The 26,506-nt window shown below is 58.8% G+C and carries 26 protein-coding genes; 17 read left to right on the top strand and 9 right to left on the bottom strand.

Annotated features, from left to right (window positions below; translation table 11 throughout):
* Window positions 1–35: 35 nt before the first annotated feature.
* Entirely contained in the window at window positions 36–2,450 is a 2,415-nt protein-coding gene (locus RDA78_RS18685; protein WP_434051324.1) for a mechanosensitive ion channel domain-containing protein, read from the bottom strand.
* A gap of 152 nt (window positions 2,451–2,602) precedes the next feature.
* Window positions 2,603–3,688 carry a DUF2336 domain-containing protein gene (locus RDA78_RS18680; RefSeq protein ID WP_434051323.1) on the bottom strand — a complete coding sequence of 362 codons (1,086 nt, stop codon included), beginning with the start codon at window positions 3,686–3,688 and terminating at the stop codon, window positions 2,603–2,605.
* 278 nt (window positions 3,689–3,966) lie between these two features.
* On the opposite strand from RDA78_RS18680, the gene RDA78_RS18675 reads away from it, so the two are divergent.
* Window positions 3,967–4,185 carry a hypothetical protein gene (locus RDA78_RS18675; RefSeq protein WP_434051322.1) on the top strand — a complete coding sequence of 73 codons (219 nt, stop codon included), beginning with the start codon at window positions 3,967–3,969 and terminating at the stop codon, window positions 4,183–4,185.
* Between the two features lie 333 nt (window positions 4,186–4,518).
* Here RDA78_RS18675 and RDA78_RS18670 read toward each other — a convergent pair whose 3' ends face one another.
* Window positions 4,519–8,037 (bottom strand): indolepyruvate ferredoxin oxidoreductase family protein, encoded by a 3,519-nt coding sequence (locus RDA78_RS18670; protein ID WP_434051321.1) that lies wholly within the window; start codon window positions 8,035–8,037, stop codon window positions 4,519–4,521.
* A gap of 146 nt (window positions 8,038–8,183) precedes the next feature.
* Between RDA78_RS18670 and RDA78_RS18665 the strand changes: the two genes are divergently transcribed.
* Window positions 8,184–8,663 (top strand): Lrp/AsnC family transcriptional regulator, encoded by a 480-nt coding sequence (locus tag RDA78_RS18665; protein ID WP_434051320.1) that lies wholly within the window; start codon window positions 8,184–8,186, stop codon window positions 8,661–8,663.
* Between the two features lie 39 nt (window positions 8,664–8,702).
* On the opposite strand, the gene RDA78_RS18660 is transcribed toward RDA78_RS18665, so the two are convergent.
* Complete coding sequence (locus RDA78_RS18660) at window positions 8,703–8,984, bottom strand: PepSY domain-containing protein (RefSeq protein WP_434051319.1); 282 nt, start codon at window positions 8,982–8,984, stop codon at window positions 8,703–8,705.
* A gap of 146 nt (window positions 8,985–9,130) precedes the next feature.
* Window positions 9,131–10,399, bottom strand: coding sequence for an NAD(P)/FAD-dependent oxidoreductase (locus tag RDA78_RS18655; protein ID WP_434051318.1), 1,269 nt, complete (start codon window positions 10,397–10,399; stop codon window positions 9,131–9,133).
* 111 nt (window positions 10,400–10,510) lie between these two features.
* On the opposite strand from RDA78_RS18655, the gene RDA78_RS18650 reads away from it, so the two are divergent.
* The 6 genes from RDA78_RS18650 to RDA78_RS18625 all read left to right on the top strand — a co-directional run bounded on the left by RDA78_RS18650 (window position 10,511) and on the right by RDA78_RS18625 (window position 17,287).
* Entirely contained in the window at window positions 10,511–11,485 is a 975-nt protein-coding gene (locus RDA78_RS18650) for a sodium:proton symporter (RefSeq protein WP_434051317.1), read from the top strand.
* 59 nt (window positions 11,486–11,544) lie between these two features.
* Window positions 11,545–12,315 (top strand): DUF2259 domain-containing protein, encoded by a 771-nt coding sequence (locus RDA78_RS18645; RefSeq protein ID WP_434051316.1) that lies wholly within the window; start codon window positions 11,545–11,547, stop codon window positions 12,313–12,315.
* 154 nt (window positions 12,316–12,469) lie between these two features.
* Window positions 12,470–13,138, top strand: coding sequence for a ribulose-phosphate 3-epimerase (gene rpe, locus RDA78_RS18640; RefSeq protein ID WP_434051315.1), 669 nt, complete (start codon window positions 12,470–12,472; stop codon window positions 13,136–13,138).
* A 153-nt stretch (window positions 13,139–13,291) separates the two neighbouring features.
* The gene (locus RDA78_RS18635; RefSeq protein WP_434051314.1) at window positions 13,292–14,113 is read left to right on the top strand and encodes an FkbM family methyltransferase; all 822 of its coding nucleotides are present in this window, start codon (window positions 13,292–13,294) and stop codon (window positions 14,111–14,113) included.
* 169 nt (window positions 14,114–14,282) lie between these two features.
* Window positions 14,283–15,893 carry an APC family permease gene (locus RDA78_RS18630; RefSeq protein WP_434051313.1) on the top strand — a complete coding sequence of 537 codons (1,611 nt, stop codon included), beginning with the start codon at window positions 14,283–14,285 and terminating at the stop codon, window positions 15,891–15,893.
* A 29-nt stretch (window positions 15,894–15,922) separates the two neighbouring features.
* On the top strand, window positions 15,923–17,287 hold the full coding sequence (locus RDA78_RS18625; protein WP_434051312.1) for an MFS transporter: 1,365 nt from the start codon (window positions 15,923–15,925) through the stop codon (window positions 17,285–17,287).
* 23 nt (window positions 17,288–17,310) lie between these two features.
* Here the strand turns inward: RDA78_RS18625 and RDA78_RS18620 are convergent, their stop codons facing one another.
* Window positions 17,311–17,793, bottom strand: a complete 483-nt coding sequence (locus RDA78_RS18620; protein ID WP_434051311.1) for an NUDIX hydrolase — start codon at window positions 17,791–17,793, stop codon at window positions 17,311–17,313.
* A gap of 166 nt (window positions 17,794–17,959) precedes the next feature.
* Between RDA78_RS18620 and purB the strand changes: the two genes are divergently transcribed.
* The 3 genes from purB to RDA78_RS18605 all read left to right on the top strand — a co-directional run bounded on the left by purB (window position 17,960) and on the right by RDA78_RS18605 (window position 20,765).
* The gene (gene purB, locus RDA78_RS18615; RefSeq protein WP_434056173.1) at window positions 17,960–19,288 is read left to right on the top strand and encodes an adenylosuccinate lyase; all 1,329 of its coding nucleotides are present in this window, start codon (window positions 17,960–17,962) and stop codon (window positions 19,286–19,288) included.
* A gap of 147 nt (window positions 19,289–19,435) precedes the next feature.
* Window positions 19,436–20,185 (top strand): metallophosphoesterase family protein, encoded by a 750-nt coding sequence (locus RDA78_RS18610; RefSeq protein WP_434051310.1) that lies wholly within the window; start codon window positions 19,436–19,438, stop codon window positions 20,183–20,185.
* Between the two features lie 25 nt (window positions 20,186–20,210).
* Window positions 20,211–20,765, top strand: a complete 555-nt coding sequence (locus tag RDA78_RS18605; protein WP_434051309.1) for an RBBP9/YdeN family alpha/beta hydrolase — start codon at window positions 20,211–20,213, stop codon at window positions 20,763–20,765.
* 38 nt (window positions 20,766–20,803) lie between these two features.
* Here the strand turns inward: RDA78_RS18605 and RDA78_RS18600 are convergent, their stop codons facing one another.
* The gene (locus tag RDA78_RS18600) at window positions 20,804–21,613 is read right to left on the bottom strand and encodes an HpcH/HpaI aldolase family protein (protein WP_434051308.1); all 810 of its coding nucleotides are present in this window, start codon (window positions 21,611–21,613) and stop codon (window positions 20,804–20,806) included.
* Between the two features lie 270 nt (window positions 21,614–21,883).
* On the opposite strand from RDA78_RS18600, the gene RDA78_RS18595 reads away from it, so the two are divergent.
* Window positions 21,884–22,201, top strand: coding sequence for a hypothetical protein (locus RDA78_RS18595; RefSeq protein WP_434051307.1), 318 nt, complete (start codon window positions 21,884–21,886; stop codon window positions 22,199–22,201).
* A gap of 224 nt (window positions 22,202–22,425) precedes the next feature.
* On the opposite strand, the gene RDA78_RS18590 is transcribed toward RDA78_RS18595, so the two are convergent.
* On the bottom strand, window positions 22,426–22,749 hold the full coding sequence (locus RDA78_RS18590) for a DUF1476 domain-containing protein (protein ID WP_434051306.1): 324 nt from the start codon (window positions 22,747–22,749) through the stop codon (window positions 22,426–22,428).
* A 322-nt stretch (window positions 22,750–23,071) separates the two neighbouring features.
* Here RDA78_RS18590 and purC point away from each other — a divergent pair, with 322 nt between their 5' ends.
* The 5 genes from purC (at window position 23,072) to RDA78_RS18565 (ending at window position 25,558) form a co-directional block, all read left to right on the top strand.
* Complete coding sequence (gene purC, locus RDA78_RS18585; RefSeq protein WP_306145997.1) at window positions 23,072–23,836, top strand: phosphoribosylaminoimidazolesuccinocarboxamide synthase; 765 nt, start codon at window positions 23,072–23,074, stop codon at window positions 23,834–23,836.
* A 134-nt stretch (window positions 23,837–23,970) separates the two neighbouring features.
* A complete protein-coding gene (gene purS / locus RDA78_RS18580; protein ID WP_434051305.1) occupies window positions 23,971–24,210 on the top strand; it encodes a phosphoribosylformylglycinamidine synthase subunit PurS in 240 nt (79 codons plus the stop codon).
* 15 nt (window positions 24,211–24,225) lie between these two features.
* Window positions 24,226–24,333 carry a phosphoribosylformylglycinamidine synthase-associated small membrane protein gene (locus RDA78_RS18575; RefSeq protein WP_434051304.1) on the top strand — a complete coding sequence of 36 codons (108 nt, stop codon included), beginning with the start codon at window positions 24,226–24,228 and terminating at the stop codon, window positions 24,331–24,333.
* A gap of 17 nt (window positions 24,334–24,350) precedes the next feature.
* Complete coding sequence (gene purQ, locus RDA78_RS18570; protein ID WP_434051303.1) at window positions 24,351–25,019, top strand: phosphoribosylformylglycinamidine synthase subunit PurQ; 669 nt, start codon at window positions 24,351–24,353, stop codon at window positions 25,017–25,019.
* Between the two features lie 284 nt (window positions 25,020–25,303).
* The gene (locus RDA78_RS18565; RefSeq protein WP_434051302.1) at window positions 25,304–25,558 is read left to right on the top strand and encodes a DUF2164 domain-containing protein; all 255 of its coding nucleotides are present in this window, start codon (window positions 25,304–25,306) and stop codon (window positions 25,556–25,558) included.
* A gap of 41 nt (window positions 25,559–25,599) precedes the next feature.
* Here RDA78_RS18565 and RDA78_RS18560 read toward each other — a convergent pair whose 3' ends face one another.
* Window positions 25,600–26,403 carry a helix-turn-helix domain-containing protein gene (locus tag RDA78_RS18560; RefSeq protein WP_434051301.1) on the bottom strand — a complete coding sequence of 268 codons (804 nt, stop codon included), beginning with the start codon at window positions 26,401–26,403 and terminating at the stop codon, window positions 25,600–25,602.
* Window positions 26,404–26,506 lie beyond the last annotated feature (103 nt).

Below are 26,506 nucleotides of genomic sequence, written 5' to 3'. Positions count from 1 at the left end.
TCGCGCCGCCTCGGTTTCAATCCGACCCGTGCCGGCTAAAGCTGATCTGAGCCTCCGTCGCCATTGGGATCGTCCGGATCGAAGATACCGGCCGCCCCGCCGGCCGCCGCCGCCTGGATCGCGGCTTTTACGGCTGCCTGTGCTCCGGCGGGCGTCACGTCGCCGGCATCTGCATCCGCATCGCCTTCCCCGGCAACCCGAACAGTAACCTGGCGATGCGCAAACTTGATACCGTTCTGTTCGAACATGTCGCGCAGGCCGGCATAGACGATCTTGCGCAGTTCGAACTGCTTGCCGGGCTTGGTCGTGAACTTCACGCGCGCGATCATGGCGGAATCTTCCATCGACATGATGCCCTGGGACTTCAGAGGTGCCAGGAACATCGGCCCGTAATACTCGTCCTGCAAAAGCTCCTTGCCGAAGTTCTTGACCAGCTTGCGCATCTTCTCCACATCGGTGTCATATGTCACCCGGAATGCGAGCTTCATGACGGCCCAGTCTCTGGAGAAGTTCTCGACCTGCTGGATTTCTCCAAAGGGAATGGTGGTCAGTGCGCCCCGGTGATGCCGCAACTGCATCGACCGGATGGAGATCTTCTCCACAACACCTTTCGCGCTGCCGATGTCGATGTATTCCCCTTTCCGGAAGGCATCGTCAAGCAGGTAGAAAGCGCCTGAAAAGATGTCCCTGATCAGGGTCTGCGCGCCAAAACCTATGGCAAGACCGACGACACCGGCACCGGCAAAGAGCGGTGCAATGTTCACGCCGAGTTCCGACAGGACCACCATTGCGCCGATCACGACGATGGTAATGAGCAGGAAGTTCCGGAAAATCGGCAGCAGTGTCGCGATCCTGCTTTCCCCTGCTCCGCCAACCTCGACTTCCTCGTCTTCTTCGGCGGGCGATTCCTTTGCGATTTGCCGGTCAATGACAATCTTGACCGATTCATAGGCCATGTAGCCAAGGAATGTGACCAGCAGAACTTCCACGAACGAGCCGATCAGCGAACTGCTGCCTGCAAGAGGCAGTCCCCACCAGGAGGCCAGAAGATCAACCGAGCCGAACAGCACGATAATCACGGCGCCCTTGTCGAACAGGTCGCGGAAGGGCGACCTTTGCGCCTCACGCTCCGCTGCCTCGGCACGAGCCTGCGCCAACGCGCTTTCCACGTCTTCCTGATGGCCTTCGCTTTCATCCGCCCGCTGAATGTCCTCGGCAATTTTCGCCTGCGCATCGGCCGTATCCAGGCGTGGCAGCAGAAGCTTGTCTATGACCAGGACCAGAAGACCGTAGACGATTGCTGCCAGGAGCATCACCTGCAGCGGCGCGCCGACCAGACCGGTCGCGTCGGGAAGGTCAAGCAGGATGCGGACTGCGGAAATGCCCCACGCGATAAGGAAATAGATCACGGCGACGAAGTGCCAGACATTCGCAAACACTTTGCGCCACATTGGCGCTTCGCTGCCGGCCTCGCCGCGGATCAGCCGGGCGATCACCTTCCGATAGGCGACGGAAATGCCGATCAGGATGATCATGGAAAGCGCAGATGCCGCGATAAGCGCGATCTTGTGGGCATCACGAGACAGTCCGAGACGCTCCATCCACAGGCAGAAGCCGACGGCGAACAGGGAAACGGCACCGCCGATGACGAGGGCTCTGTAGAGGCCGCCGGCTTCCTCGCTCGTCAGATTCAACAGGCGATGGCTGTCTGCGTCCGGGGCAAGCACGTTGAGGAAAATGATGCGCAGAACGGCAAAGGCCGCGATCACGCTGAAGACCACCAGCGCTGTCTGGTTGGCTGCCTTCAAACCCGATCCGACCATGAGATATACAACGACCGCCACACCAAAGAACAGCGCGACACCGACAAGCATCAAAAGCGCGCGCAGGTAGAGATAAATGATCTTGTCCGAGCGGCTGTAGACATCTTCCCGATACATGCCCATGAACTGTCGCCGCCCCCAGCGCGCCAGAAGCGTCATGGCAAGCACCCCGAAAATGACGCCTGCGGCGATATCGACAAGCGCGGTCGGGATCCAGCTCAGCCCCAGCCCTTCGCCCTCGGCCTGCAACGTTGAGAGCATCGTCTGGTGTATGTCGGGGATTTCTCCAAGAATGGACCGGAAGACATCACGCGCTGAAACGGCATGGTCGACAAACTCGTCAACGTTCTGGATCAGGCCGGCTTCCTGTGCTTCGACCGGCGGGTCCGCGGCCGTCTTTGCCGCTCCGGTTTCGGCTGTTTCCGCGGTGTCCGTCCCGTCTTTCGTGTCGTCACTGCCCGACGCGATGCCGGAGACGACGCCGGTTATTCCCTGAGCCTGTGCTGATGTCGAGCCTGGATGGAACCCGGCGGACAGGACAAGTACAGCTGCCGCCAGGCAAATCGCCGCGCGCACCATGACCAGCCGAAAGACACCCTGTTGGAATAGGATTTTGTTCTTTTGCATTTGAGCCCCATGCGAGTCGCGTTTAGTCCCCCGCCCTTGTTAAGCACGGTTCCGCTCGATTTTAAAGAATCGTTAAAATGCACATGTGCTTTAACGCAAAAAAGCCCGGCGTTTCGCCGGGCTGAGATTTCGATGTCGCTTGCAAGCTGGGCTCAGGCGACCACCTTCTTGTCCCAGTGCGCCATTTTCCGCTTGGCTTCGGACACCGTCATGCGGCTGAACAGCGACATCGTCGCCACACGGACTTCAGGCGTAAGCCGGTGCCGCCATGGGCCGATGGACAACAGCCCGCTGACGGAGATGGACGAGAACCCGAAGCTCTTCGCCAGAACGATAAACGGCTCCGGATTGGGGCTCACCATGCAATGGCTGAGTTCTTCGACTTCAACACGCATGATAAAGGCGAGCGTGGCGACTGCTTCCGCGAAACGGTCCTCGGAGCAGAAGCGGCGCAATGCGGCTTCGTTCACCATCCCGCGCTTTGCGAGCAGCAGCACGCGCGCCCTGGCGGTCTTGAAGTCGTACTTGCCGAGCCAGTACTGGTTTGACATGTGCTGAGCGGCGATGTCGGCTGCCTCGCCGACTCTTTCAGCCTCTTCGCTGCACCCGGCATCACGAAGCTTCTTGCGGACTTCTTCGCTGGCAACCTTGACCAGATCCGCGATATGCGCTTCGGCAAGATCACCACGTTCGCTCAGGAAATTCTGCAGGGTTGCGTCCGAGGCGGCATCATTGATGAGCAACTTTACGGACGCATCTGACAAGGTCGCGCCATCGTTGCCGGCGACCTTGCGCTTTACTTTCAGGTCGCCCTGCTGAACCAGGATGTCCGTCACGCCTACTGACAGCACCTCGCGTTGCGCGATAGCGAGACAGTGCGAATTGCCGCGCTTCTCCGCAATCTTGATGAGGTCTTCATCGCTCAGGACGGTCGACCGTACCAGGATCGGTTCTGCGATTGATATCTCATCGTCCGCGAGACGGCGGATCGTGTCCCGAGGCCCGCGTTTCAGACCCGACATCTGCTCGGCGACATAGCGGCGAACCTCGCCTTCCACCATATCGACCAGCCGCAACAGCACGCTGTCATATACGCCGACCTGTTCGTCGGAGCAGCGCTCCGAGGTCAGCGCGAACAGCGCGGCGACATGTTTGGCCAGTTCCGCCTTGCGGGCGTTTCCTGCTTCCCCGGTAAGCTCCGAAAAGTTCACCAGTTCTGTTTTCAACGCTTCACTCATGCTTCGATACCAATTCTTGCACAAACGCCTGTCAGGGCTCTGATATCGAAGATGATTTGGAGAATTAAAGAAGAAACCAACAGGTTTGAACAGAATGTAACTGTCTTTTTGACAAATTTACCGAAAATTCGATTTTCATTGCCCAAACTCCCTATAGCTTATTGAAAAATATAGAGTACTAAAATTTTTTCGATCAAATTTTGCCCTATATGAAAGAGGAAAAAAATTGTAAATTTGATCGAAAAAAAGATGCTGCATCTGCGAACGGAAGACGGTCTGTGAAAGCGTCTGCGCTCCACAAATCCGCGCAAGCCGGTGCATCTCCGCACTTTTCGCAATACGGGCTCGTCGCCCGCGATCCAATCAATCGGCACGCTGTTGTCGGCACCGGCGCGATCAAGGAATTCGGGCGCAATCTCGTATTTGGAAATATTTTTCTTTTTTTATTGATCGCCGCCCGACACCCTCCTAAATTAAAAAAGAAATTCCTTTCTTAATGTAGGAGAATCGGATGCCCAAAGTGACCCCCTTTCCGTCACCGCAAAGATCCGGGCATGACGTCACAAGCGCTCGCTGGCCAACTTTTCTGCGGCGATTGAGAGATTGGTTGGAAACGCGGCGGCGGCGGCGGCGGTCACTCAAGAAAATTCCAACGGAACTTCTTAATGATGTGCTTCCCGACGGCGATACGCGCACCCGCGAGGAACTGCGCCGCAGGCCGAAACGTGTCGAGACCGGTCTCTGGTACTAACAAACAAGGGCACCGGTCCCGGCTGCCTCCCGGAACTGTCTCCCAACGGATCCGGGAGGAAGCCGGGCGGGACATGCCCCTACTCTGCAGCTTCCAGAAACTCGCCGGCCGTGTCGCTGTGATCGTCACCGTTGTCGGTTTTGTTGAGCTGTTCCATCAGGACGCGCCGCTTGTCCATCGCCTTGGCCAGGTTGGCTTCCTTGACGGGTCCGAACCCCTTGACGAGTTCCGGGACGCGGGCAAGTTCCACGAGCAGTCCATAGTTCACGAACGGCAGCCGGTTCAGGATTTCGGCAATGTCAGACTTGTACTGAGCGATCAGCGCGCGCTCTGCACGTCTTTCGGCGGTCCTTGCAAACGGGTCATACCATTTGCCCCTGAGGCTCTTGAACTTCGCCAGGAGCTTGAACGCGGTGAAGATCCACGGGCCGAACGCCATCTTTTCCGGGCGCCCCGTTTTCGGATCGATCCGATGCGCCAGAAGCGGAGGCGCCAGATGAACCTTGACCGTCTTCGGGTCCTCGAAGCGCTGCAGGATCTTCTGACGGAACTCCGCATCTGAATAAAGGCGCGCGACCTCATATTCGTCCTTGTAGGCCATCACCTTGTACAGCATGTCGGCAACCGACTGTGTCAGCCGCATGGTGCCTGTACCATTCTGCTCGTCGGCGCGTCTGACAGCCTGAACCAGGTCCCGGTAGGTCGCGGCATAAGCCGCATCCTGGTAGAGCGTGAGTTCGCTCTCGTGAAGCGCAATTTTTTCGTCCAGGCTCAGAACCTTGGGCAGCTCCTGTGACGGTAGAGCGCCCAGCAGTTTTTGCGCGTCCGCCGCCAGAACCCGTCCCGCGCGGAAGGCCTTGATATTGTTGGCGACGGCTGCGCCGTTCAGCTCCAGCGCCGTTTCGATCGCATGGCCGGAAACCGGCACTGCCCCGCTCTGATAGGCCATGCCGACCAGAAGCATGTTTGCAAAGATCGCATCGCCGAGAAGCTTCTCGGCGATCTCCGCCGCATTCAGGGCCAGGTAAGTGCCGGAGGCTTCCCTGAGCGCCTTGTCCATGCGCTGTTCATCAAAGGAGAGTGTCTGCTTGAGAACGAATTCCGCTGTCGGCGCCACCTTGGTGTTGGCTACCGTCAGTGTGTGCCCACGTTGCGCGAGTGCAAGCTGGTCGGCGTTGGTCGCGACCACGAGATCGCTGGCAATCAGAAGATCGAGGCTCGCGGTCGGGACACGGGGTCCCTCGATCGACCGGTCGCTCGCTGCGAAACGCACATGAGAGGTCACGGGACCGCCTTTTTGGGCAAGTCCGGTCATGTCAAGCGTCGATGCCTGCTTGCCGTCGACATGGGCCGCCATGGCCAGAACGGCGCTGATGGTTGTGACACCCATGCCGCCAATGCCGGCAACGAGCGCGTTCCGGGTCCGTTCGAGCGATGGAAGCACCGGTTCGGGCAAGGCGTCGACCATCGCCTCGATGTCGACATCGGCCTTTTTCGGCTTGCGAAGAGCAGCGCCATCGATCTCGACAAATGAGGGGCAGAAGCCCTTGATGCAGGAAAAGTCCTTGTTGCAGCTCGACTGGTTGATCACGCGCTTTTCGCCGAATGGCGTCGCAAGCGGCTCGACGGAGAGGCAGTTCGATTGCACGGAGCAGTCTCCGCAGCCTTCACAGACGCGGTCGTTGATGAAAAGCCGCTTGTCAGGATCCGGGTAGAGCCCACGCTTGCGCCGACGCCGTTTTTCCGCAGCACAGGTCTGGTCATAGACAATCACGGAAACGCCCTTGAACAACTGAAGTTCCTTCTGGACGTCCATCAGTTCGTCGCGATGATGAATTTTCGTGCCCCGGGCAACCGGCGTCCAGGAGCCATAGGCTTCCGGGTTCTCCGAAACAACGGCGATACGCTCGACACCTTCCGCCTCGAGCTGCCGCGTGATCTGCGGAACGGTAAGCTGACCGTCGACCTGCTGTCCGCCCGTCATTGCGACGGCGTCGTTGTAAAGGATCTTGTAAGTGATCGGCACCTTTGAGGCGAGCGCCTGTCGTATCGCGAGAATGCCGGAGTGGAAATAGGTCCCGTCGCCGACATTGGCAAAGACGTGGCTGTCGCCGGAGAACGGCTGTTGCCCGACCCAAAGAACACCTTCCCCACCCATGGCGATCTGGCCTTCGGTGGTACGGCCGGCCATCTCGGTCATGGCATGGCAGCCGATCCCCGGCATCGAGCGTGAGCCCTCGGGCGTCTTGGTCGAGGTGGAATGCGGGCATCCCGAGCAGAAATAGGGAATGCGAGCAGCCCGTTCCGCGTGTCCCTGAGCCCACATGACCTGTTTGGTCATGCGATTGGCGACCGCTCCCATTTCCTCCGAAACGACCTCCTGCGGCAGCCAGGCCATCAAACCCTTGATCAGTTCGGCGACGGAAAGCTCCAGAACATCGGACAGGAAAGGCGCCCCGTCCGGCCGGCGCTTGCCCCAGATTTCAGGACGGCTCATCTCGGGCCAATGATACGAAATCGCCTTGATCTGCGTCTCCATGAAGGCACGTTTGTGCTCGACGACGAGAAGACGCTCCGTGCCACGCGCGAAGTCGCGCAGTCCCAGCGGCTCAAGCGGCCAGGTCATGGCGACCTTGTAGACGGCAAGCCCGATCGACTTCGCGAATTCCTCGCTGACCCCCATGAGATTGAGCGCCTGCAGAAGATCCCTGTAGGCCTTTCCGGATGCGACTATCCCGAGCTTGGCCTGTCCCCGGGCGCCGAATGTCACGCGATCGAGTCCGTTGGTGCGCACATAATTCTGTGCGGCCGGAATTCTGAGGTCTCGCACGAGACGTTCGGTCTCCAGCCGGTTTCCGAGAAGCAGGTCACGGTTCTGGCGGTAGTCCTTGCGCGGATCGCCTTCCAGGGGCCGGACAAGCCTCAGCCTGTCTGGCGAAACATTGATCGTTGCCGATGCGTCCATTGTGTCCGCGACACAGATCAGCGCAGTCCAGAGGCTCGTGAAGCGCGACATTTCCAGCCCGTGAAGACCGTAATCAAGAACGTCCTGAATATCGGACGGGTTGAGCACCGGGATCTCCGCGTGCTCGAAGAAAAACTCGCTCTGGGCCGGGAGAATGGAAGATTTGGCAAGATGGTCGTCGCCGGCCAGCGCAAGAACGCCGCCGTTCCGATCTGTGCCGGAAGCATTTGCCTGGCGCAGTGCGTCGCCTGCGCGGTCAACACCCGGTGCCTTTCCGTACCAGATACCGAACACGCCATCATACTCGGTCGGCCGGCCGACACCGCCCTCACCGCGCAGTTTCTGGCTGCCCCAGACCGCAGTTGCTCCGAGTTCCTCGTTCACGCCCGGTTTGAAGACGACGTTGTTCCGGTCGAGATGTCTGCGTGCGCGCATCAGCTCCGTGTCATATCCGGCAAGTGGTGAACCGCGATATCCGGAGATGAACCCACCCGACTTCAGACCCGCCTGGCGGTCCAGTGCAGCGCGTTCGAGTGCAAGCCGCACAAGTGCCTGAATACCCGTTAGATAGACCTGTCCGCCCGTTGCAACATACTTGTCTTCCAACGATACGGTTGGCATGTGAACGTTCATCCAGCATCCTCCTGAAACGTCGATCCTGGCGGCTGCACCTCTCCGCTCGCCATCTTCAGATAAATATCATCCTTTTCTCGGGCGATTTCTGTGCTAACGTTACGCTCTCGATCCCCATAACCGCACAAAATTTCCTCAAATCAGCAATGTCCGATAAAAATCTTCTCGACCCTTCCGACATCCGCGTCCTGCGAGTCCTGCAGCGCGACGCATCGCTTTCGATAGCCGAGGTGGCCAAGGAAGCTGGAATGAGCCAGACGCCCTGCTGGCGCCGGATCAAGCGCCTGAAGGAGCAGGGAATCATACGGCAGATCACAGCAATCGTTGACCGGGAGTCGGTCGGGTTGGGCTTCGTCGCCTATTCCTTTGTCAAGCTCGCCGTGCCCAGCCGCGACAACATGGATACGTTCGACAAGCTTGTGCATCACTGGCCCGAAGTCGTGACATGCGAGCGCATCACCGGCGCCGTCGATTACCTCATCAAGGTGGTGACCGACGATATCAAGACCTATGACAATTTTCTGCGCCTGAAGCTGCTCGACAATACGCTGGTGTCGGACGTCCAGTCGCGCATCGTCGTGAACACGGTCAAGGACACGGTCGCGCTGCCGCTCAGGGAGAACTAGGTCTTTCAAGGGGCGCAGGCACCGGACGCAAGGGCGGCGTCAGTCCAGTTCGACCTTGATCACCTGTCCGGATTTCGGGTCCACCTTGATCTCGTACTTGGTCCCTTCCAGGATCGCCTCGATCTCGATCCGGTTTCTTTCCACGTCGATCTCCCGGATTTCGTAGCCCCCGGCTTCCAGGGAACCGGCGATCTCGGAAACGGATTGCCCCAGAGTGTCGCCCACCTCGAACTGCGCAAAGGCAGCCGAGCAGGTCCCCAAGGTAATTGCGGCGGCAAATATCCCGGTTTTCGCCGGGCCGAACATGTTCAAATGGATCATGACTGATCTCCTACTGGTACCGGCACCGTGCCGGCATACAGTTTCAAAATGGGGACGTTCCGCGCGCACCCAAATTAAGGATTGTCCACGAATGACCGGCAACCCAAGACGGGATCAATGTGCTGGAGGTCCCGTTCCGGTTTGTCCTATTCAGCAAATCGTGCCGCAGAAAAAGCGCTGAGGTCGAACCCCGTCTGCCTGCCTGCAATTTGTTCCGCCAGCAGCCGGCCGGTCACGGGTCCAAGCGTGAAGCCGTCGTGGCCGTGGCCGAAATTGAGCCAGAGCCCGGGTGTTTTCCGGGACGGCCCGCAGACGGGCAACGAATCCGGCAGGCACGGCCTCGACCCCAGCCAGGGTTCTTCCTGCAGCGCCCGTCCGAGTGGCAGCAACTCTGAAGCGCGCCGTTTGGCAAGCTTGATGATATTGGGATTGGGTGGCGCATCCCTGTCTGCGAGTTCCACACCCGTCGTGAGCCGGATCCCCTTGTCCGTAGGTGTCAGTGCAAAACCGTTGTCCACGTCGACTACGGGTCTGGACAGCGAGGCTCCAGTCTGTGGCTGGAAATGCATGTGGTATCCGCGTTTGGCAACAAGAGGGACGTCTTCGCCGAAATTCCGCAACAGATCGTTCGACCACGCTCCAAGGGCGATCACCGCGTTTTCGGCGAGAATCGTGCCGCGTTCGCTGTCAAGAAACCAGTCGCCTTGCCCGCGCTGAAGCTTCAGGGCATCACCGCGATAATACGCGCCGCCTTCCTGGATGAATCCGCGCCAGAACGCATCGACGACAGCGCCCGGATTGGACACCGAGCAACTCTCGAGCCAGTGAACAGCCCGGATGTTTGCCGATTTCAACCCAGGCTCAAGCGTGCGGGTTTCCCCCGACTGAAGCTCGTCATAAGTCACACCGAACACCCGGGCATAGTAGCGTTCAATCTCACCGTGACGGTACGAGGCCTCGCTGCGATAAAGATAGAGCCAGCCGCCTTTGCGGTAGAACCGGTCGGCAATGGTCGACTTCGCGAGGTCGAGATGATCTTGTGCCGCCAGCGCCCTCAGCGGCGCAATGGCACGCGAGTAGGCTTCGATGCCGCGCGGACTGCACGCTGCATGATACTCGCGGAGCCAGGGTAGGAGCTCGAAAGTCTTTTTCAGGTTGAGCGAGACGGCGCTGGACATGCCGAAAGCGATTTTCAGAAGCTGGACGGGATTGGTCGGTATCGCATGCGGTGCGAAGCCGTTGCACTGAACGATCCCCGCATTGCCGAACGAAGCTTCTTCGCCCGGATGCACCCGGTCGACCAGCGCAACTTCCAGTCCCAGGCGCCGCAAGTGAATGGCGGTGCAGACACCGACAATACCCGCGCCAAGCACCACGACATCATAGACATGTGGCTGAGCTGCCCTGTTTGTCATACACCTACCTGAAGTATCTCAGGCACGCCGATCTGGCTGGTATCGGCGCCCCCGTTCGGTTAAGTAGCGCAAGGTGCCGCCTCATCTTGCGGTTTCAGGAGACGACTTTAGATGATTCGAATGCTCGGGGCAGGATTGGCCTTCACCGGCCGTCATGGAACAACCGCGCTTGCGGTGAGCATCTTCATCGGCCTGGCTTTGCCTGCACTGTCGGCGTATCTGCGGCCCTATCTTGAGTTTGCTGTCTTCGGTCTGTTGACGCTTGCGTTCCTGCGGGTCGACCAGACCGCCATCAAAACGCGCCTGAAGCGGCCCGCCCTGTTAATCGCCGCCTTGGTCTGGATGATGCTGGGGGCACCGCTCCTCACCTATCTGCTGCTGGCGCATACGGGACTGTCGCAATTGGGCCCCGACGTCGCGCTCGCGCTGTTCATCTCCACGGCGGCCCCTCCGGTCCTTGCGGCACCCGCCTTCATCTACCTGCTCGGCCTGGACGGGACACTCAGTCTTGCCCTTTCCGTTGCTGCAATGATCGTCACGCCACTGACGGTTCCTTTTGTCGGCGGTCTCATGCTTGGCGACGCCCTGCCCCTGAGTGTCGGCGGCCTGGCGATGAAGCTGTCGGTCCTCCTGGCCGGGGCGTTTGTGATCGCGATGATCCTGCGACGCGTTTGCGGCAAGGAACGCCTCGCCCGCAGCGGTGATCACATCAGCGGACTGAACGTCATTGTGCTGCTTATCTTCGCGATCGCGGCCATGGACGGCATCGCTGCAAGCTTCCTGTCCCGCCCTCTCTTCACGCTTGCGATTACCGGCTTCACCTTCGGCCTTGCCCTGACGCAGATCGGCCTGTCGCTCGGCCTGTTCGTTCCGGCAACGCGGGAGGACGCCTATGCCATTGCCCATACCTGCGGAACGCGAAACATGGGACTGATGGTGGCCGCATTCGGCGGAACGCTGCCGGAATTCACATGGCTCTGGTTCGCGGTTGGCCAGTTCCCGATCTATCTTCTGCCGATGTTCCTAAAGCCCTTCGTCAGGGTGTTCTGCCGATTAAACGCCGATTCTGTGACGCAGCGGACCTGAATTGGCAAACCGGGTTGTTTAAGCTGGTCTGACACATGCGCTCTTCGAAGGACACGCTTATGCCAAACGGACTCCGTTTCACCAGGACCATTGACCGGGTGCTTGTCTGCCTGCTGCCGGTACTCGCATTCATCGGGATTGCGACCGCATCCGCCCGCGCCGGCGACACGGCCGAACTGGAAATCTACGGCTTTTCCAGCCACGGAGACTTTTTCGCCTTCGAACAATACGGGTGGCAGGATGGCTCGGGCTTTCCCTACTCGGAGATCTTCGTGCTCGACGTTCGCACGGACAGCTGGGTGAAACCCTCTCCCTTCCGCCGTGTCGACGAAGTTGACGAAGAAAACGGCTATGATCCTGAAGACGCGCTGGCCGAGACCCGCACTCTGAACCAGAAAGCGGCGCATGCGCTTCTGGACAAGACTTCCATTTTCGGGATGGGAAAGACCGTTGCCTTTAATCCGGCAACGGAGCTCGGCTCAAATCCCTACCACATCAAGGTTGCGCCGCGCCTGCCTCTTTTGGCGGGTGAAACCTCGCTCGACCTCGCCTTGACCGAATTCCCGCTCGAAAACGCAGAATGCGCCGGATACGGCGTTGAAACAAAGGGGTTTCAGTTGACCATGACGGCGAATGGCGTGACCCGGACGCTGAACAACGACACCAGTGTTCCCAAGAGCCGCCGCTGCCCGTTCTCCTATCGAATCGAACGGGTTTTCACTTTCTACCCGGAAAAGGGACCGGCAGTGTTTGCGATCTTCGTCCAGATGGAAAGTCTCGGATTTGAAGGCCCTGACCGCAGATACCTGGCAATCACCGGGCGCTTGTAAAGGCAACTGTGCCTCTCCACACGCCAAACCCGTGTTTGCCGGCAGACGCGCAAAAAGAATTTGAAACAGACAACCTGCCGTGATAGCCGCCCACTCAGATCAGTCGGCCCGGCCTCTTGCGATCCGGACCCTCGGACATTGCGGGAGCCTAGCCATGCCACACGACGTCAAAATTGCACCTTCTATCCTTGCCTCCGACTTTTCCAAACTCGGCCAGGAAGTCCGTGACGTGGTGACGGCCGGCGCAGACTGGATCCATCTGGATGTCATGGACGGGCATTTCGTGCCGAACATCACCTTCGGCCCGGATGTGATCGCAAAGCTCCGTCCGCATTCTGACAAGATCTTCGACACACACCTGATGATCGAGCCGGTCGATCCCTATCTGGAAGCCTTCGCAAAAGCCGGGGCCGACATCATTACCGTGCATGCGGAGGCCACCAGGCATCTGGACCGCACGCTTCAGGCGATCCGCGACCTGGGCAAGAAGGCGGGTGTGTCCCTCAACCCGTCGACACCGGAAAGCGTTCTGGAATACGTCCTGGACCGTCTCGATCTGATCCTCGTCATGACCGTGAACCCGGGTTTCGGCGGACAGAAGTTCATCCAGTCCCAGGTGGAAAAGATCCGCCGCATCAAATCCATGATCGGGGATCGCCCGATTGATCTGGAAATCGACGGCGGCGTGACCCCGGAAACGGCACCTCTGGTCGCCGATGCGGGCGCGAATGTGCTTGTCGCCGGTTCCGCGGTATTCAAGGGCGGCACGATCGACAGCTATAAGCAGAACATTTCCGCCATCCGGTCAGCCGTTTCAGCCTGAGGCTGCATGAAACGGATCTGCAACGCTTAGACTTTTCTTCACCCTGAATGATCGCATCCGCCATCACGCTGCGCGGCTTAATGGTTTGGAAATTCCGATACTACAGCTTTGCTACCCTAGAGTAAGAAGAAGATAGCCAGGGTGTGGGGAAAGATGTTACGTACCAGAAGTTTATCCAGCCTTCTGATTGACCGTGGCCTTTACGCTATTGCGGAAGTCATGCGTAACAGGGCAAATCGCCGGAGGGGCTTTACCCACATCTGCGTTCCCATGAACGATGTCATCGGCGTGCGACTGTTCAGCACCGGGAGTTTTGAGCAGACCCAGTTGGATGGTGTTCAGGATTATCTTGACGAGACATTCCCCGATGAAGATGCCGTCTTTCTCGATGTCGGCGGTAACATAGGTGTCTATTCCATCCTGCTGCGCGACTATTTTGGGCAGGTCTTCGCGTTTGAACCCAATCCCGTGACCTTTGAAGTGCTCAAGGCCAATCTTGCGCTTGCCGGTGCGGGCAATGCCACGCCGGTCAACAAGGCTCTGTCGGACACGCAAGGCAAAGTTCCGATTTTTGTTCCCCGGAACGGAAATCTTGGATGGGCGACCCTCGACGAAGCCCATCACGAGATACCGGTGAACCGGACCGATATCGAGTGCACAACGCTCGACGACTTTGTGGCGTCGAACGGAATTGACGCCGGCAAGATCCGGCTCGTCAAGATCGATGTGGAAGGACACGAGACAAGTGTGATCAGGGGCGGCGAGAAAACGCTCTCCGAAAACAGGCCGCCGCTCTTGTGCGAGGTTCTGAGCAACGAAAGCGGCGCTGCGCTTCTGTCCTATCTTCAACAGCTCGGCTATGCGCGTTTCGAAGTTTTCAAGCGCGACATAAAGAATGTTTTTTCAACGCGAGTCCGGCGCGAACAGGTCGACCTGTCCCGGACCGGAAAAGCGGCCCTCGTTCTTGCGACCTGAAGACGAACCATCGGCCGGCGCTGCGCTTCTTGTCCCGATCAGCGGATCCGGCTTTTGCCCGGACACGCGACATACCATTGCAAAACCAAATCCCGGCTTCCCGTTAAGACCTTCCCTCGGCTAAGCTCACTGCACATGCCGACGTTTGCGGGGGAACATCTTGGCGCACATGCATCGCAGCATTGGGCTTCTGGGCCTGACCTTTGTCGCAATCAGCGGCATCCTCGGCTCCGGCTGGCTGTTTGCACCGCTCCTCGCCGCGCAGGCCGCAGGTCCCTCGGCCATTGTTGCCTGGCTGATCGGCGGCGTCGCCATGCTGTTGCTCGCCGCAACCTTTGCAGAAATATCGGCAATCCTTCCCGTTCCCGGCGGCATCGGCCGCGTTCCCCATTTTTCCCATGGGTCCGTCGTCTCAATGGCGATGGGCTGGACCGCATGGGTCGGTTACAACACCGCCGCGACAATTGAGGTCGAGGCGGTGCTGCGCTACACGGCGAGCAACGCACCCTGGCTCTACGCGCCAGATGGGCAGCTCACGCCTGCCGGTCTTGGCGTCGCATGCGTGCTTCTGATGGTCTTCACGGTGCTGAATGCCTTCGGCGTCAAGTTTTTTTCGCGCATCAACACGGCCCTGACCTGGATTAAAATCATTGTTCCGTCGCTCCTCGCCGCCGTTGTGATCGCGTCCGCCTTTCGCCTGGAGAATTTCAGCAATTACGGTGGTTTCGCTCCCGAAGGCCTGAAAGGTATCCTGTCGGCGATCTCGGGCGGCGGCGTGATCTTCGCGCTCCTCGGCTTCCGGCATGTCATCGAGATGGCCGGTGAAGCGCGTAATCCCAAGGTGAACGTCCCGCTTGCGCTCGTTCTGAGCCTCGTGATCTGCCTGTTTATCCTCGGTGCCCTGCAGATTGCCTTCCTCGGCGCACTGAGCGGCAAGGACCTTGAAAACGGCTGGCATGCGCTTCATTTCTCCGGAGAACTCGGGCCCATGGCGGCACTGGCAACGGCGGTCGGTGCGCTCTGGATCGTCAGCCTCCTGGACACAAGCGCCCGCATCTCCAGCTTTGCTTCCGGCCTGGTTTCGGTCGGTTCCAACGCGCGTCTGGGTCTTGCGATGGCCCAGAACGGCCTGTTTCCAAAATTCATGGAGAGCCTGTCGCAACGCGGCGTGCCTTTATTCGCATTGCTTGTGAATTTCGTCGTCTCCGCAATCTTTTTCTTTCTGCTCCCCTTCAAGGAGGTGATCGCACTCAACACGTCCTCAATCGTGTTGTCCTTCGTTGTCGGACCGATCGCCGTTCTGGCATTCCGACGGCTTCTGCCCGACACACCGAGAGCCTTTCAACTGCCTGCCGCGCCCTTTACCGGATGCCTCGCCTTTATCATTGCCAGCCTGATCATCTATTGGAGCGGCTGGGACACCCTGAGCCACCTCGGCATTTGTCTGGCGATCGGTTTCGTGCTGCTGATCGTGCGCAACTCGCAAGGCGGATTTGACAGTCTGGATTGGCGCGAGGCCTCCTGGCTGGCACCCTATCTCGCCGGCATCATGCTGCTGTCCTATCTCGGCTCGTTCGGCAACGGGGCAGACATGATTCCGCTCGGCCCGGACATGCTCGCTGTCGCTCTTCTGGCGGCAATCGTCTACGTCTTCGCCATCCGCCTCAGCCTCGATCAAACGAAATTCAAGCGGTACATCGCCGAGGAGTTCCTGGATGAAATCGAGGAATACGACATGCCGGACGACGCTCCGGCGGAAAAACCCGACTTCAAATTCTAGGTGATGAACCCATAAATGAGACTGCAGTTTTGATCGGTTCACTTGCAGAACACAGAAAGTGGTGGTTGCTCGCTGCGATGAGCGGTGTGCTTGGCCTGATCGTTTTCGACGAAACCGTCGTGACCGTTTCCCTGCCGTCCATTGCAGATGAACTCGGGCTATCGGTCTCCGCCACCCATTGGGTCGTGAATGCCTACCTTTTGAGTTTCACCTGCGCCGTGGCGCTGGCCGGTCGTCTGGGAGATCATTTCAGCAGGCGCAGTTACTTCACCGCGGGTGCCGTCCTGTTTTCGCTTTCCTCCTTTTTTGCGGCGGTGGCCACAGACGGCGCGATGCTCATTGCCGCACGTGCGCTTCAGGGTGTTGCTGCCGCAATCATCTTTCCAACGTCAATCGCAATTCTTACGACGGCATTCAGGCCGGAGGAGCGCGGCGTTGCCTTCGGCTATCAGACAACGGTCGGCGCAATATTCATGGCGTCCGGTCCGCTGATCGGCGGCTTTCTTACGGAAGTCGTCTCCTGGCGAATGATCTTCTGGATCGGCATTCCGTTCGTTTTCGCAATCGGCATGCTGCTCTGGCTCGTCTGGTCACCGGACTATGAGGCGAAACGAAACGGGAAGTCCCTCGTCTCGGCCGGCCTCGACAAATCCGGACCCGTATTTCTGATCCTTGCCCTGCTGGCGCTTGTCACGAGTGTCATGCAGGGACCTGACTGGGGCTGGTTGTCTCCGCTGACGGTCAGCCTGTTTCTGTTCGGATGTGCACTGGTGACGCTCTTCCGACATTGGGAGCTGACCCACCCGGCACCGATCCTGGATCTGAGCCTCCTCAAGATCCCGGATTTCAGGGGCGGTGTTGTCATCTTCGCGATCTTTCAGTTCGAAAAGATCGCACTGTTCGTGTTTGTCGCGCAGTTCCTGCAATCCACCGTCGGTACATCCCCGATCCTGTCCGGTGCCGCGGTGTCCCTGGCTATTCTGCCGACGCTCGGCACATCCATTATTATCGGGAAGCTGACGGACCGACTGGGCGCGCGCCGTGTTGTCCTCATCGGCGCCGCGGTGCATGGAGCGGCGATCCTCTTGCTGGCGCTTGCATCGATCCGGGAAAACTATCTGCTGATGCTCATTCCGCTGCTGATATGGGGCGCATCAATGCCAAGCATCGCCATTCCGGTTCGCCGCGAGCAGATGAATTCCGTTCCGCAGGAAAAGCATGGACAGGCAAGCGGCATCAATCTGACCCTGCAGATGCTGGGCGGAAGCATGGGGCTTGCAGCAATGAGCGCGCTTCACGCGGAAACCCAGAGCTACGCCATATTGTTTGCCGTTGTCGGAATGATAACACTCCTGGTATTGCCCGTTGCGATGCGCACGATCGAACGTAGCTGACGAAACCAATTGATGGACGGGCTTCAGCTAAGTCGTGTGCTGCGACTGGTTTTCATTTCCGAACCCGAGAGCCTTTCCCGCAGTCCTGTCGGGTAAAGCTCAAGTCCCTTTGCGTCCATTTCAGCGATCGAGACCCACTTCGCGAGCCCATCGGTTTCGTCGCTCTCCTCAAATGCAAGGCTGTCCTGCCGGTAGAACCGGTTGTCCGTGAAATGGGCATGACACAAAAAAACGATTTCGTGCCCGGGCACACCATGATGTTCGTAAAGATTCTCAATCACGAAATGGGAGTCGAGCAATGTTATCTGTGCGCCAAGCTCTTCCAGAAATTCCCTTTGCAGTGCGTCACGCCAGGGTTCGCCGAATTCAACGGTCCCTCCCAGCGGCCGCATTCCTGTCGCCCGGCCAGTATCATCAAAAACATCCGACAAGAGCAGCGCATCATCCTGCCAGATCAGCGCAAGCGCCTTGACGGTAATCGTGTTCGCAGGACGCCAGATCGGCATGCGGGTCTCCAATGTCCTTCACGCAAACGAATCACATTCCATTTCGCGTAAAATTCACCGGCTTGGTGCGGCTCGCAAGCAAAATCCGCATCTGCGCATTGAAGGCCAGGCCGCCCTCTGCTATGCCGCAGCCAGGTTTCCCCCGCATGAAGAGGTTCTGTTCGCGATGATCCCGCGCTATTCCCGTCCCGACATGGTGTCCATCTGGTCTCCGGAATCGAAGTTTCGCATCTGGTTCGAGATTGAAGCCCATGCCTGCGATGCGCTGGCCGAACTCGGCGTCATTCCGAAGGAAGCCGCGGCGACGATCTGGGAAAAGGGCGGGAACGCGACATTCGACATTGACCGCATTGACGAGATCGAGCGTGAGACCAAGCACGACGTGATCGCCTTTCTGACGCATCTGGCGGAAATTGTCGGTCCGGATGCCCGTTTCGTTCATCAGGGCATGACGTCTTCCGACGTTCTGGACACCTGTTTCAACGTGCAGCTGGTCAAGGCAACCGATCTGCTGCTGGCCGACCTCGATGCCCTGCGCGACGCTTTGAAGCGCCGGGCGATGGAGCACAAGGACACGATCTGCATCGGCCGGTCCCACGGCATTCACGCCGAACCTGTCACATTCGGCCTCAAGATGGCAGAGGCCTATGCCGAATTCGACCGCTGCAAGACCCGCCTGCTCGCAGCCCGCGAAGAAGTGGCGACATGCGCGATTTCCGGTGCTGTCGGCACATTCGCCAACATCGACCCGCGCGTCGAGGAGCACGTCGCCAAGGCAATGGGCCTGACGGCTGAACCGGTCTCCACCCAGGTGATACCGCGGGACCGTCATGCCATGTATTTCGCAACGCTCGGCGTCATCGCCTCTTCCATCGAGCGCGTCGCGACGGAGGTCAGGCACCTTCAGCGCACCGAAGTGCTCGAGGCGGAAGAGTTTTTCTCCAAGGGGCAGAAAGGCTCCTCGGCGATGCCGCACAAGCGCAATCCGGTGCTGACGGAGAATCTGACCGGTCTAGCCCGCCTCGTCCGTGGTTATGCCATACCGGCCATGGAAAATGTTGCCCTCTGGCACGAGCGCGATATCTCGCATTCATCGGTGGAGCGCATGATCGGCCCGGATGCGACCGTCACGCTCGACTTCGCCCTCGCCCGGCTGACCGGTGTCATCGACAAGCTGATGGTCTATCCGGATCGCATGATCGGCAACATGGATCGCCTCGGCGGACTGGTGCATTCCCAGCGTATCCTGCTGGCCCTGACACAGGCCGGTTCCTCGCGCGAGGACGCCTACCGCCTCGTTCAGCGCAACGCGATGAAGGTCTGGGACAGCTACCAGGTCGCGGGCGCGGCCTCGGTCGATTTCCTGACCGAACTCCTGAACGACGACGACGTGCGCAATTACCTGTCCGAAGACGAAATCCGCGACCGCTTCGATCTTGGCTACCACACCAAGAATGTCGACGTGATCTTCAAGCGCGTCTTCGGCGAAAGCTGAGACACGTTTTCGGCCGGCTGCTCTTCCTTTGCCGTCCCGGACTTGATCCGAGACCTTTAACGGTGTTTGAAAAGGGGCCCCGGTTCATGACCGGGGCGGCATTGTGAAAACGACCTGAGTATTGATGTCCCTTCGCCGGAGCTGTTCATGAAAATTGCAGTCATTTCCGACATTCACGGCAATCTGCTTGCGCTGGAAGCCGTCCTTGAGGATCTGAAACACGAGAGTCCGGACGTCATAGTCAATCTGGGTGACTGCGTTTCCGGCCCGCTCTGGCCCGATGAGACGGCAACGATCCTGCGCGAGACGGACTGGCCGACTGTGCGCGGCAACCACGACCGGTTTCTCATCGAGGACCCAGTCGAGAAAATGGGGCCGACCGACGTCTTTGCGGCCGAACGCCTGAGCGCTGAGAATCTGGATTGGCTGAAAACCACCAGGGCAACAATCCGCCTGAGCGACGATGTGTTCCTCTGTCACGGCACACCCGACGACGATAACAGGTACCTCACCGAGAAGGTGGAAGGCCCCAAGGGTCATCTGCCGGACGAAGAGACGCTGCTTGCGGAGGTAAGATCCGAAGCGGCACCCGTCATTTGTTGCGGTCACACCCACATTCCCCGGGTGATCCATCTGAGCGCAACCGGCCAGACGATCCTGAACCCGGGCAGTGTCGGTCTTCCCTCCTATGAGGATGATCATCCGCACAAGCACAAGATGGAGGTCGGCAGTCCCCATGCGCGCTACGCTGTCATGACAAAGACGGGCAAGGCCTGGAATTTTCAGGAACGGATCCTCAGCTATGACTGGAACGCGGCCAGTCTTGAAGCGGAGAAGAACGGCCGTCCAGGCTGGGCACGCGCGCTGAAACACGGCTTCTACGGCCCGCTCTCCTGACAGGAACGAACACCGGAACCAGGCGATGAAAATATCAGAGACGGACATCCTGCTCATTCCAGGCTATGGCAAGACCCTGCCAGGCCACTGGATCCTGCGCTGGCGCGACAAGATGGCGACGGCCCGTGTCGTCAAGCAGGCCGAACTCCATGCCCCTGCGAAGAAGGACTGGCTCGACACGCTGGTGCGTGAGGTCGAAGCAGCGGAACGCCCGGTTGTTCTGGTGGCCCACTCGCTCGGCTGCATTCTGGTGGCTCACGGTGCCCACGTCCTCAAGGACAAGGTCAGGGGTGCCTATCTTGTGGCACCGTCTGACTGGGACCGGGACGGTCTGGTCGCGGAGTTTGACGGCGGAGACTTTAGGCCGATCCCGCGCGATCCCCTGCCCTTTCCGACGCATCTCGTCGCCAGCCGGAATGATCCCTATTGCGGCTATGACCGGGCTGAAGATCTTGCCAAGGCGTGGGGCGCGACGTTTCAGGATGCCGGTGAAGCTGGACATATCAATGTCGAAAGCGGCCACGGCCCCTGGCCGGAAGGCATGATGTCTTTCGCCCACTTCATGAAACGGCTCGGCTGAACAGGGCTATTCCGGCTGGCGTGAACGACGCACTCCGATCAGTAGCTGGCACCGGTTTTCCCGGCCAGCCTGTCTTTCAGCCAGCTGACCTCCCCGAGAGCTCCGCGTGCCGCTCCGTCGACGAAGAGCGTGTCGATGCCGTGGGAAATCAGCTGGTAGCCCATTGAAACGGCCTCTTCGACTTTTTCCCCGCTCAGGCAGAAGATCCCGGCAAGCTTGCCGGCGGCACGCGCCTTTTCTGCGATTTTCGCACACGCCTCTGCCGTCGCCGCTCCATTCGGGTCAAGCGCTGCACCGTTCGAAAGCGACAGGGAAAGGTCGCTGGGACCGACGAAAATGCCATCCAGTTCCGGAACCGACAGGATATCGTCCAGGGCGTCGATTGCTTCCTGTGTCTCGACCATGGCAAGCCCGATCGTCTGGGAATTCGACGTCTTCAGATACTCTTCGTTGGATTGGCCCGTGAGCATCACTGCGCGCCTGGGCGACCAGCTTCGGTCACCGAGTGGCGGGTACTTCAGCGAACGTGCAAACTCTTCCGCATCTGTCTTGGAGTTGATCATCGGGGCAATGATGCATTCCGCGCCCATGTCGATCAGCCGTCCGGCAAGCGCGTTGTCACCGACCGGAATGCGCGCGATCCGATGGGCACCGCCGAGCGCGATATGCGTGAAGGCGTCCACCGTGGCATCGAAGTCGTACATACCGTGCTGCATGTCGATCGTCACGGCGTCGTATCCTGCACGCGCAAGAATCTCCGGGATCATGGCAGAGCGCAGGAAACACCAGCTGGTCACGACCGGTTTTCCGGAACGCATTTTGTCGGCAAGAAACATGTTGTCGGTCACGGCTCAACTCCCATTTGTTGCCGCGATCAAAACGCGCACAGGCCCCGGCCGCAAGCCCAGTCCGGGACAAAAACGTCCAAAACCCAATTCCCCGCACGCCGCCGTTGCCCTGCGCTGATTTGGAAGAGCGGAAATTCTCAAGGTTTCCGGTGAACATATCCGTCGCGGGACCGAGCTGAGAAATGAAGATCGCGGGCGCAATTCCCTTGACCGAGGCTATGAGACTCACTACGTTACGTAACGTTATTAATAAATTTTTTATTTAGAAAAATGTTCAACTCTGTAGCAATACTCGCGCTGATTTCGGCGTTTTTTTACAGCATTGCAATGGTCGCAATGAAGTCCCTGGCGGATTTTCCAAGCATCGGTCTCGCACTGATAATCGGAGCCGCGCTTCTCACGGCGGGCGTATTTGAAGTGTTCGCCCTAAGGCAGGAAAGACTTGGCCTGATCTATATCGGTATCCTCGGTGCCGAGGTCATTTTCATCGGGGCAATGACCCACTTGCATTTCGGTGAAAGTTACTCGGCGCGCGAACTCACCGGCATGGGAATTGTCCTTGTGGGAACCGCCATCGCCTGGACCTGAGTTTCGGGTTCACGACCAATTGCGCCCGAACCGGCAAATCGACCGGAGCGCCCGGAAGGGCCGCGTCCGCAAGGCGCTGGCGCGTGCCTGCCTCCTGCGGCCGAATCGCAGGCTTTGGTCGTTGCGTTTCCGGATGCTGAAGTGGGATGTAGGGCAAGACAACAAAAACGCCCGCCGTTTCCGGCGGGCGTTTCACGTTGAAGCACCGGTCTTGTACGTCCGGCTCAGCCTTCGTTCTGAAGCTGGTCAATGGCCGTGGACATCAGTTCGTCCATGTTGCGGCGAATCTGGTGGTCGGACTGGTCGATGTTGTTGGCATCGAAGTCCTCGCGGATTTTGCGGAAAACGTCCTCGTCGCCCGGCTCTTCGAAGTCGGCGCGAACGACTTCCTTGGCGTATTCCTCGGCCTTTTCGCCTTCATAGCCCAGCAGTCCGGCGGCCCAGATGCCCAAAAGCTTGTTGCGGCGCGCGGTCGCTTTGAACCGCAGCTCCTCGTCATGCGCGAATTTGTTTTCAAATCCCTGTTCGCGCTTGTCGAAAGTGCTCATACTCTTCGTCTCCTGAACTGCGTTCATGCACTGCACCCCATATGGGGTTTGTCTGGCCTCTTGCATATCCCCGCAAGGCCATCAAATCAACGCGATAGATACGCGCATGCGCCAAAAGCAGTACAAAGCCGCGATTTCCGGTGCACGTGAGCGGATCGGAAAACATAAGATTGTACTTTTGTCGCGCTTCGGGTAAGTTCCGCGCCGCAAACGAGGGATTGCCGCCTTGCTGTTAGATGCCGGTTGACCGGGACAGGTCCCGCAGGAACAGTCACCAGGCGTGCAATACCCGTCCCAAGGTTTCACAAAAACGGTATAGCCCATGAACCGCCGTCGGCGCATATACGAAGGTAAAGGCAAGATTCTCTACGAAGGTCCGGAACCGGGAACACTGGTCCAGCACTTCAAGGACGATGCGACCGCCTTCAATAACAAGAAACACGAGATTGTTGACGGCAAAGGCGTTCTCAACAACCGCATTTCCGAGTTCATCTTCAATCATCTGAACGCGATCGGCATCCCGACTCACTTCATCCGCCGCATGAACATGCGCGAGCAGCTGATCCGAGAAGTCGAGATCATCCCGCTGGAAGTGGTCGTGCGCAACGTCGCCGCCGGATCCATCGCCAAGCGCCTCGGACTGGAAGAAGGCACGCAGCTGCCCCGCTCCATCATCGAGTTCTACTACAAGAACGACGAACTCGACGATCCGATGGTCGCCGAGGAGCATATCACCGCTTTTGGCTGGGCTACCCCGCAGGAACTGGACGACATGATGGCCCTTGCCATCCGCGTCAACGATTTCCTGTCCGGCCTGTTCCTGGGTGTCGGCATCCGCCTCGTTGACTTCAAGATCGAATGCGGCCGCCTGTTCGAAGGCGACATGATGCGCATTGTCGTTGCCGACGAGATCTCTCCCGACAGCTGCCGTCTGTGGGACATCGAGACCAACGACAAGATGGACAAGGACCGCTTCCGCCGCGATCTCGGTGGCATGCTGGAGGCCTACCAGGAAGTCGCCAAGCGCCTCGGCATAATGATCGCCGTGGAGCGCCCCGCGAATTCGGGCCCCACGCTGGTCCAGTAATCGTTCAAACCCCCGCGATCCCGAAGATTGGCGGGGGTTTTTCGTTTCCCGTCCCTTCTTCTCTTCCAGAACCCGGCAAGCTGGTGTAAGGAGCCTCGCAGGCAGGCAGCCAGACTTTATGGAGACCAGGACACATGAAAGCACGCGTGATTGTCACCTTGAAAAACGGCGTTCTCGATCCTCAGGGGAAAGCCATTGAGGGCGCGCTCGGTGGTCTCGGTTTCGGCGATGTCGGATCGGTCCGCCAGGGCAAAGTGTTCGATGTTGAACTCACGGGATCCAACAAGGATGCCGCAAGGAACGAACTGGAGCAGATGTGCGAAAAGCTGCTCGCCAACACCGTCATTGAAAACTATGCGATCGAAATCGCCTGAGGACAATCGCGGACCATGGATGAAGACACCCGCAAAGACGTGACGTTCATGGCGCTCAAAGCGGCGACTTTCATCCTGTTGCCAGCAATAGCGGCGCTCATTGCCGTTGTTGTCCTGCTCTAGAATTACGGGATAGCAAAATGAAAACAGCCGTCATCGTGTTCCCAGGTTCCAACCGTGACCGTGACATGTTCCATGCGCTTGAGCTGATTACCGGCTCGCGGCCACAGAGCGTGTGGCATACGGAGAGCACCCTGCCCGATGTGGACCTCGTTGTTGTTCCGGGCGGATTTTCCTACGGCGACTATCTGCGTTCCGGTGCCATTGCCGCGCGTTCGCCGATCCTGAAGGATCTGGTCTCAAAGGCCGACAGCGGCGTTTCCGTTCTGGGTGTCTGCAATGGCTTTCAGATCCTGACAGAAGCGGGTCTTCTGCCCGGTGCACTCATGCGCAATGCCGGACTGACCTTCGTCTGCAAGGAAGTGAAGATGGTGACGGAGAACACCGCCACCCGGTTTTCTTCGAAATTCACAAAGGGCCAGGTCTGGCGCTGCCCCGTTGCCCATCACGACGGCAATTACTTTGCAGACGAAACCACGCTCGCCGGCATCGAGGATAACGGCCAGGTCGTGTTCCGCTATGCAGACGGCACAAACCCGAACGGCTCCCTCAACGACATTGCCGGCATCACCAATGCCAAGGGCAACGTTCTCGGTATGATGCCGCACCCGGAAAACCTCGTTGAACCGCTGAATGGCGGCCTCGACGGCCGGCTTCTGTTCGAGAGCCTGCTTGACAAGGCAGCTTAAGGGTTCCGGAAGTCGCCCAAAGCTGTCCGGTTCTCACAGAATGGGGCCCGACGGGCGCTTGCAAGCCGACAGCCTTGTCATCCCTGCTGGAGCGAAGCGGAAGGCAAGGAACCAGTAACCCCTAGCTTCTCCTCCTTCTTCTCACACGCAGCACGCGGCAAACCGGGACGACAAGCTTGAGATTAAATCCAAATCCCGAGTTGACGTTAAACGGAAGATTGCCGCGTTTTCCATGACATAAGTTCGACAGCACGTTCTAAACCGGACACCGATGGGAGAATCCCATGAAGGAACTCAAGCTCGACAAGGACGTCAGGGCGCGCCTGACCGCCCAGATCCAGAGATATCTCGATGATGAGCTGGACCTGGAAATCGGCAACATGGATGCGGAGTTCCTGATCGATTTCCTGAGCGGCTCCCTTGGCGCTCATTTCTACAATCTCGGCCTGAAGGACGCACAGGCGCTCTTTTCGCGCAAGGCTGACGATGTGACCGACGAGATCTACGCAATGGAGCGCAAGGTCGAGGACCGCAAATAGGCTGCGCGCTTGCCGCTCAGCCGCAGTCACAAATGCCCCCGTCAAGCAGCCTGGTTGCGTTTCTGCTTGGGCGGATAACCGAAACGCCGCGAGAAGGCCCGTGAAAAGGCAGCGGGACTGGAAAACCCGCACAGCGTCGCAACCGACTTGACCTGCCGGCCCGACTCCAGCTCCGCACGGGCGATGTCGAGCCGCCAATTGGACAGGTACCCCATCGGTGTTGCGCCGACGAGTTCCTTGAACGTGACCGCAAACTGCGTGCGTGACATGCCGGCCGTTTCGGCCAGACGCTCCAGTGTCCACGATTCTTGGGGTGCCTCGTGGATGGCGACAAGCGCAGCGGCGATCCTTGGATGCGCAAGTCCGTTCAGGAGCCCGGTGTCGGCCTTGCCCTCTTCCATGGCGTGCCGCAGCAACCGGATCACCACGACCTCGCACAGGCGCTGGAACGCCGCCTGCCCTCCACATCTGGGCGTGGTTGCCTCTTCAATGAGGGGCGTCACGACGGCCGTGAGGTAAGGCTCCTCGGAAAGCGGCACGGAGATGCAGGCAGGCAACGCGTTGATCAACTGTTTGCCTATCCCCGAAATGGAAATATGCGCGGCGACCAGGGGCGTCTCCCCGTCCGAGGGCGCGATATCCGGATAGACCTTTTCCTCTTCTTCCATCGAGGGACAGAAGACCAGCCGGTTGGCGCCGTCCGGATCGGTGTAGATCACGAGATTGGCGAAGCCATTGCCCGGCTGATCGGTAAGCGCATTTTCAACATGAACCCTCAGACGATCTATCAGCGATGACAGCCGATCGAGCTTTCCGCTGAACGAAGTGCGATAGGCAACCGGCAAATTCGTACTCCTGATCATCTTTTTAGGATGTTTATTCTCGTTGCGTTCGCTATTTTAACCGCATCACAAGGCAAAAGTGAAGCCTTGCCACCAAAGTCATGAG

Origin of the sequence: Roseibium sp. (assembly GCF_051016195.1) — a bacterium.
GTDB lineage: Bacteria > Pseudomonadota > Alphaproteobacteria > Rhizobiales > Stappiaceae > Roseibium.
The sequence above is the reverse complement of the archived record's forward strand: the minus strand, read 5'-3'. Positions and strand labels throughout refer to the sequence as shown.

What these genes read in the sequence shown, in the direction of transcription:
- purB (WP_434056173.1), top strand. Translation starts at nt 17,960, where the DNA reads ATGATCCCGCGCTATTCCCGTCCCGACATGGTGTCCATCTGGTCTCCG.
- RDA78_RS18605 (WP_434051309.1), top strand. Translation starts at nt 20,211, where the DNA reads ATGAAAATATCAGAGACGGACATCCTGCTCATTCCAGGCTATGGCAAG.
- RDA78_RS18665 (WP_434051320.1), top strand. Translation starts at nt 8,184, where the DNA reads ATGTCCGATAAAAATCTTCTCGACCCTTCCGACATCCGCGTCCTGCGA.
- RDA78_RS18685 (WP_434051324.1), bottom strand. Translation starts at nt 2,450, where the DNA reads ATGCAAAAGAACAAAATCCTATTCCAACAGGGTGTCTTTCGGCTGGTC.
- RDA78_RS18630 (WP_434051313.1), top strand. Translation starts at nt 14,283, where the DNA reads ATGCATCGCAGCATTGGGCTTCTGGGCCTGACCTTTGTCGCAATCAGC.
- RDA78_RS18595 (WP_434051307.1), top strand. Translation starts at nt 21,884, where the DNA reads ATGTTCAACTCTGTAGCAATACTCGCGCTGATTTCGGCGTTTTTTTAC.
- RDA78_RS18620 (WP_434051311.1), bottom strand. Translation starts at nt 17,793, where the DNA reads ATGCCGATCTGGCGTCCTGCGAACACGATTACCGTCAAGGCGCTTGCG.
- rpe (WP_434051315.1), top strand. Translation starts at nt 12,470, where the DNA reads ATGCCACACGACGTCAAAATTGCACCTTCTATCCTTGCCTCCGACTTT.
- purQ (WP_434051303.1), top strand. Translation starts at nt 24,351, where the DNA reads ATGAAAACAGCCGTCATCGTGTTCCCAGGTTCCAACCGTGACCGTGAC.
- RDA78_RS18645 (WP_434051316.1), top strand. Translation starts at nt 11,545, where the DNA reads ATGCCAAACGGACTCCGTTTCACCAGGACCATTGACCGGGTGCTTGTC.
- purC (WP_306145997.1), top strand. Translation starts at nt 23,072, where the DNA reads ATGAACCGCCGTCGGCGCATATACGAAGGTAAAGGCAAGATTCTCTAC.
- RDA78_RS18610 (WP_434051310.1), top strand. Translation starts at nt 19,436, where the DNA reads ATGAAAATTGCAGTCATTTCCGACATTCACGGCAATCTGCTTGCGCTG.
- RDA78_RS18660 (WP_434051319.1), bottom strand. Translation starts at nt 8,984, where the DNA reads ATGATCCATTTGAACATGTTCGGCCCGGCGAAAACCGGGATATTTGCC.
- RDA78_RS18590 (WP_434051306.1), bottom strand. Translation starts at nt 22,749, where the DNA reads ATGAGCACTTTCGACAAGCGCGAACAGGGATTTGAAAACAAATTCGCG.
- purS (WP_434051305.1), top strand. Translation starts at nt 23,971, where the DNA reads ATGAAAGCACGCGTGATTGTCACCTTGAAAAACGGCGTTCTCGATCCT.
- RDA78_RS18650 (WP_434051317.1), top strand. Translation starts at nt 10,511, where the DNA reads ATGATTCGAATGCTCGGGGCAGGATTGGCCTTCACCGGCCGTCATGGA.
- RDA78_RS18680 (WP_434051323.1), bottom strand. Translation starts at nt 3,688, where the DNA reads ATGAGTGAAGCGTTGAAAACAGAACTGGTGAACTTTTCGGAGCTTACC.
- RDA78_RS18670 (WP_434051321.1), bottom strand. Translation starts at nt 8,037, where the DNA reads ATGAACGTTCACATGCCAACCGTATCGTTGGAAGACAAGTATGTTGCA.
- RDA78_RS18635 (WP_434051314.1), top strand. Translation starts at nt 13,292, where the DNA reads ATGTTACGTACCAGAAGTTTATCCAGCCTTCTGATTGACCGTGGCCTT.
- RDA78_RS18575 (WP_434051304.1), top strand. Translation starts at nt 24,226, where the DNA reads ATGGATGAAGACACCCGCAAAGACGTGACGTTCATGGCGCTCAAAGCG.
- RDA78_RS18655 (WP_434051318.1), bottom strand. Translation starts at nt 10,399, where the DNA reads ATGACAAACAGGGCAGCTCAGCCACATGTCTATGATGTCGTGGTGCTT.
- RDA78_RS18565 (WP_434051302.1), top strand. Translation starts at nt 25,304, where the DNA reads ATGAAGGAACTCAAGCTCGACAAGGACGTCAGGGCGCGCCTGACCGCC.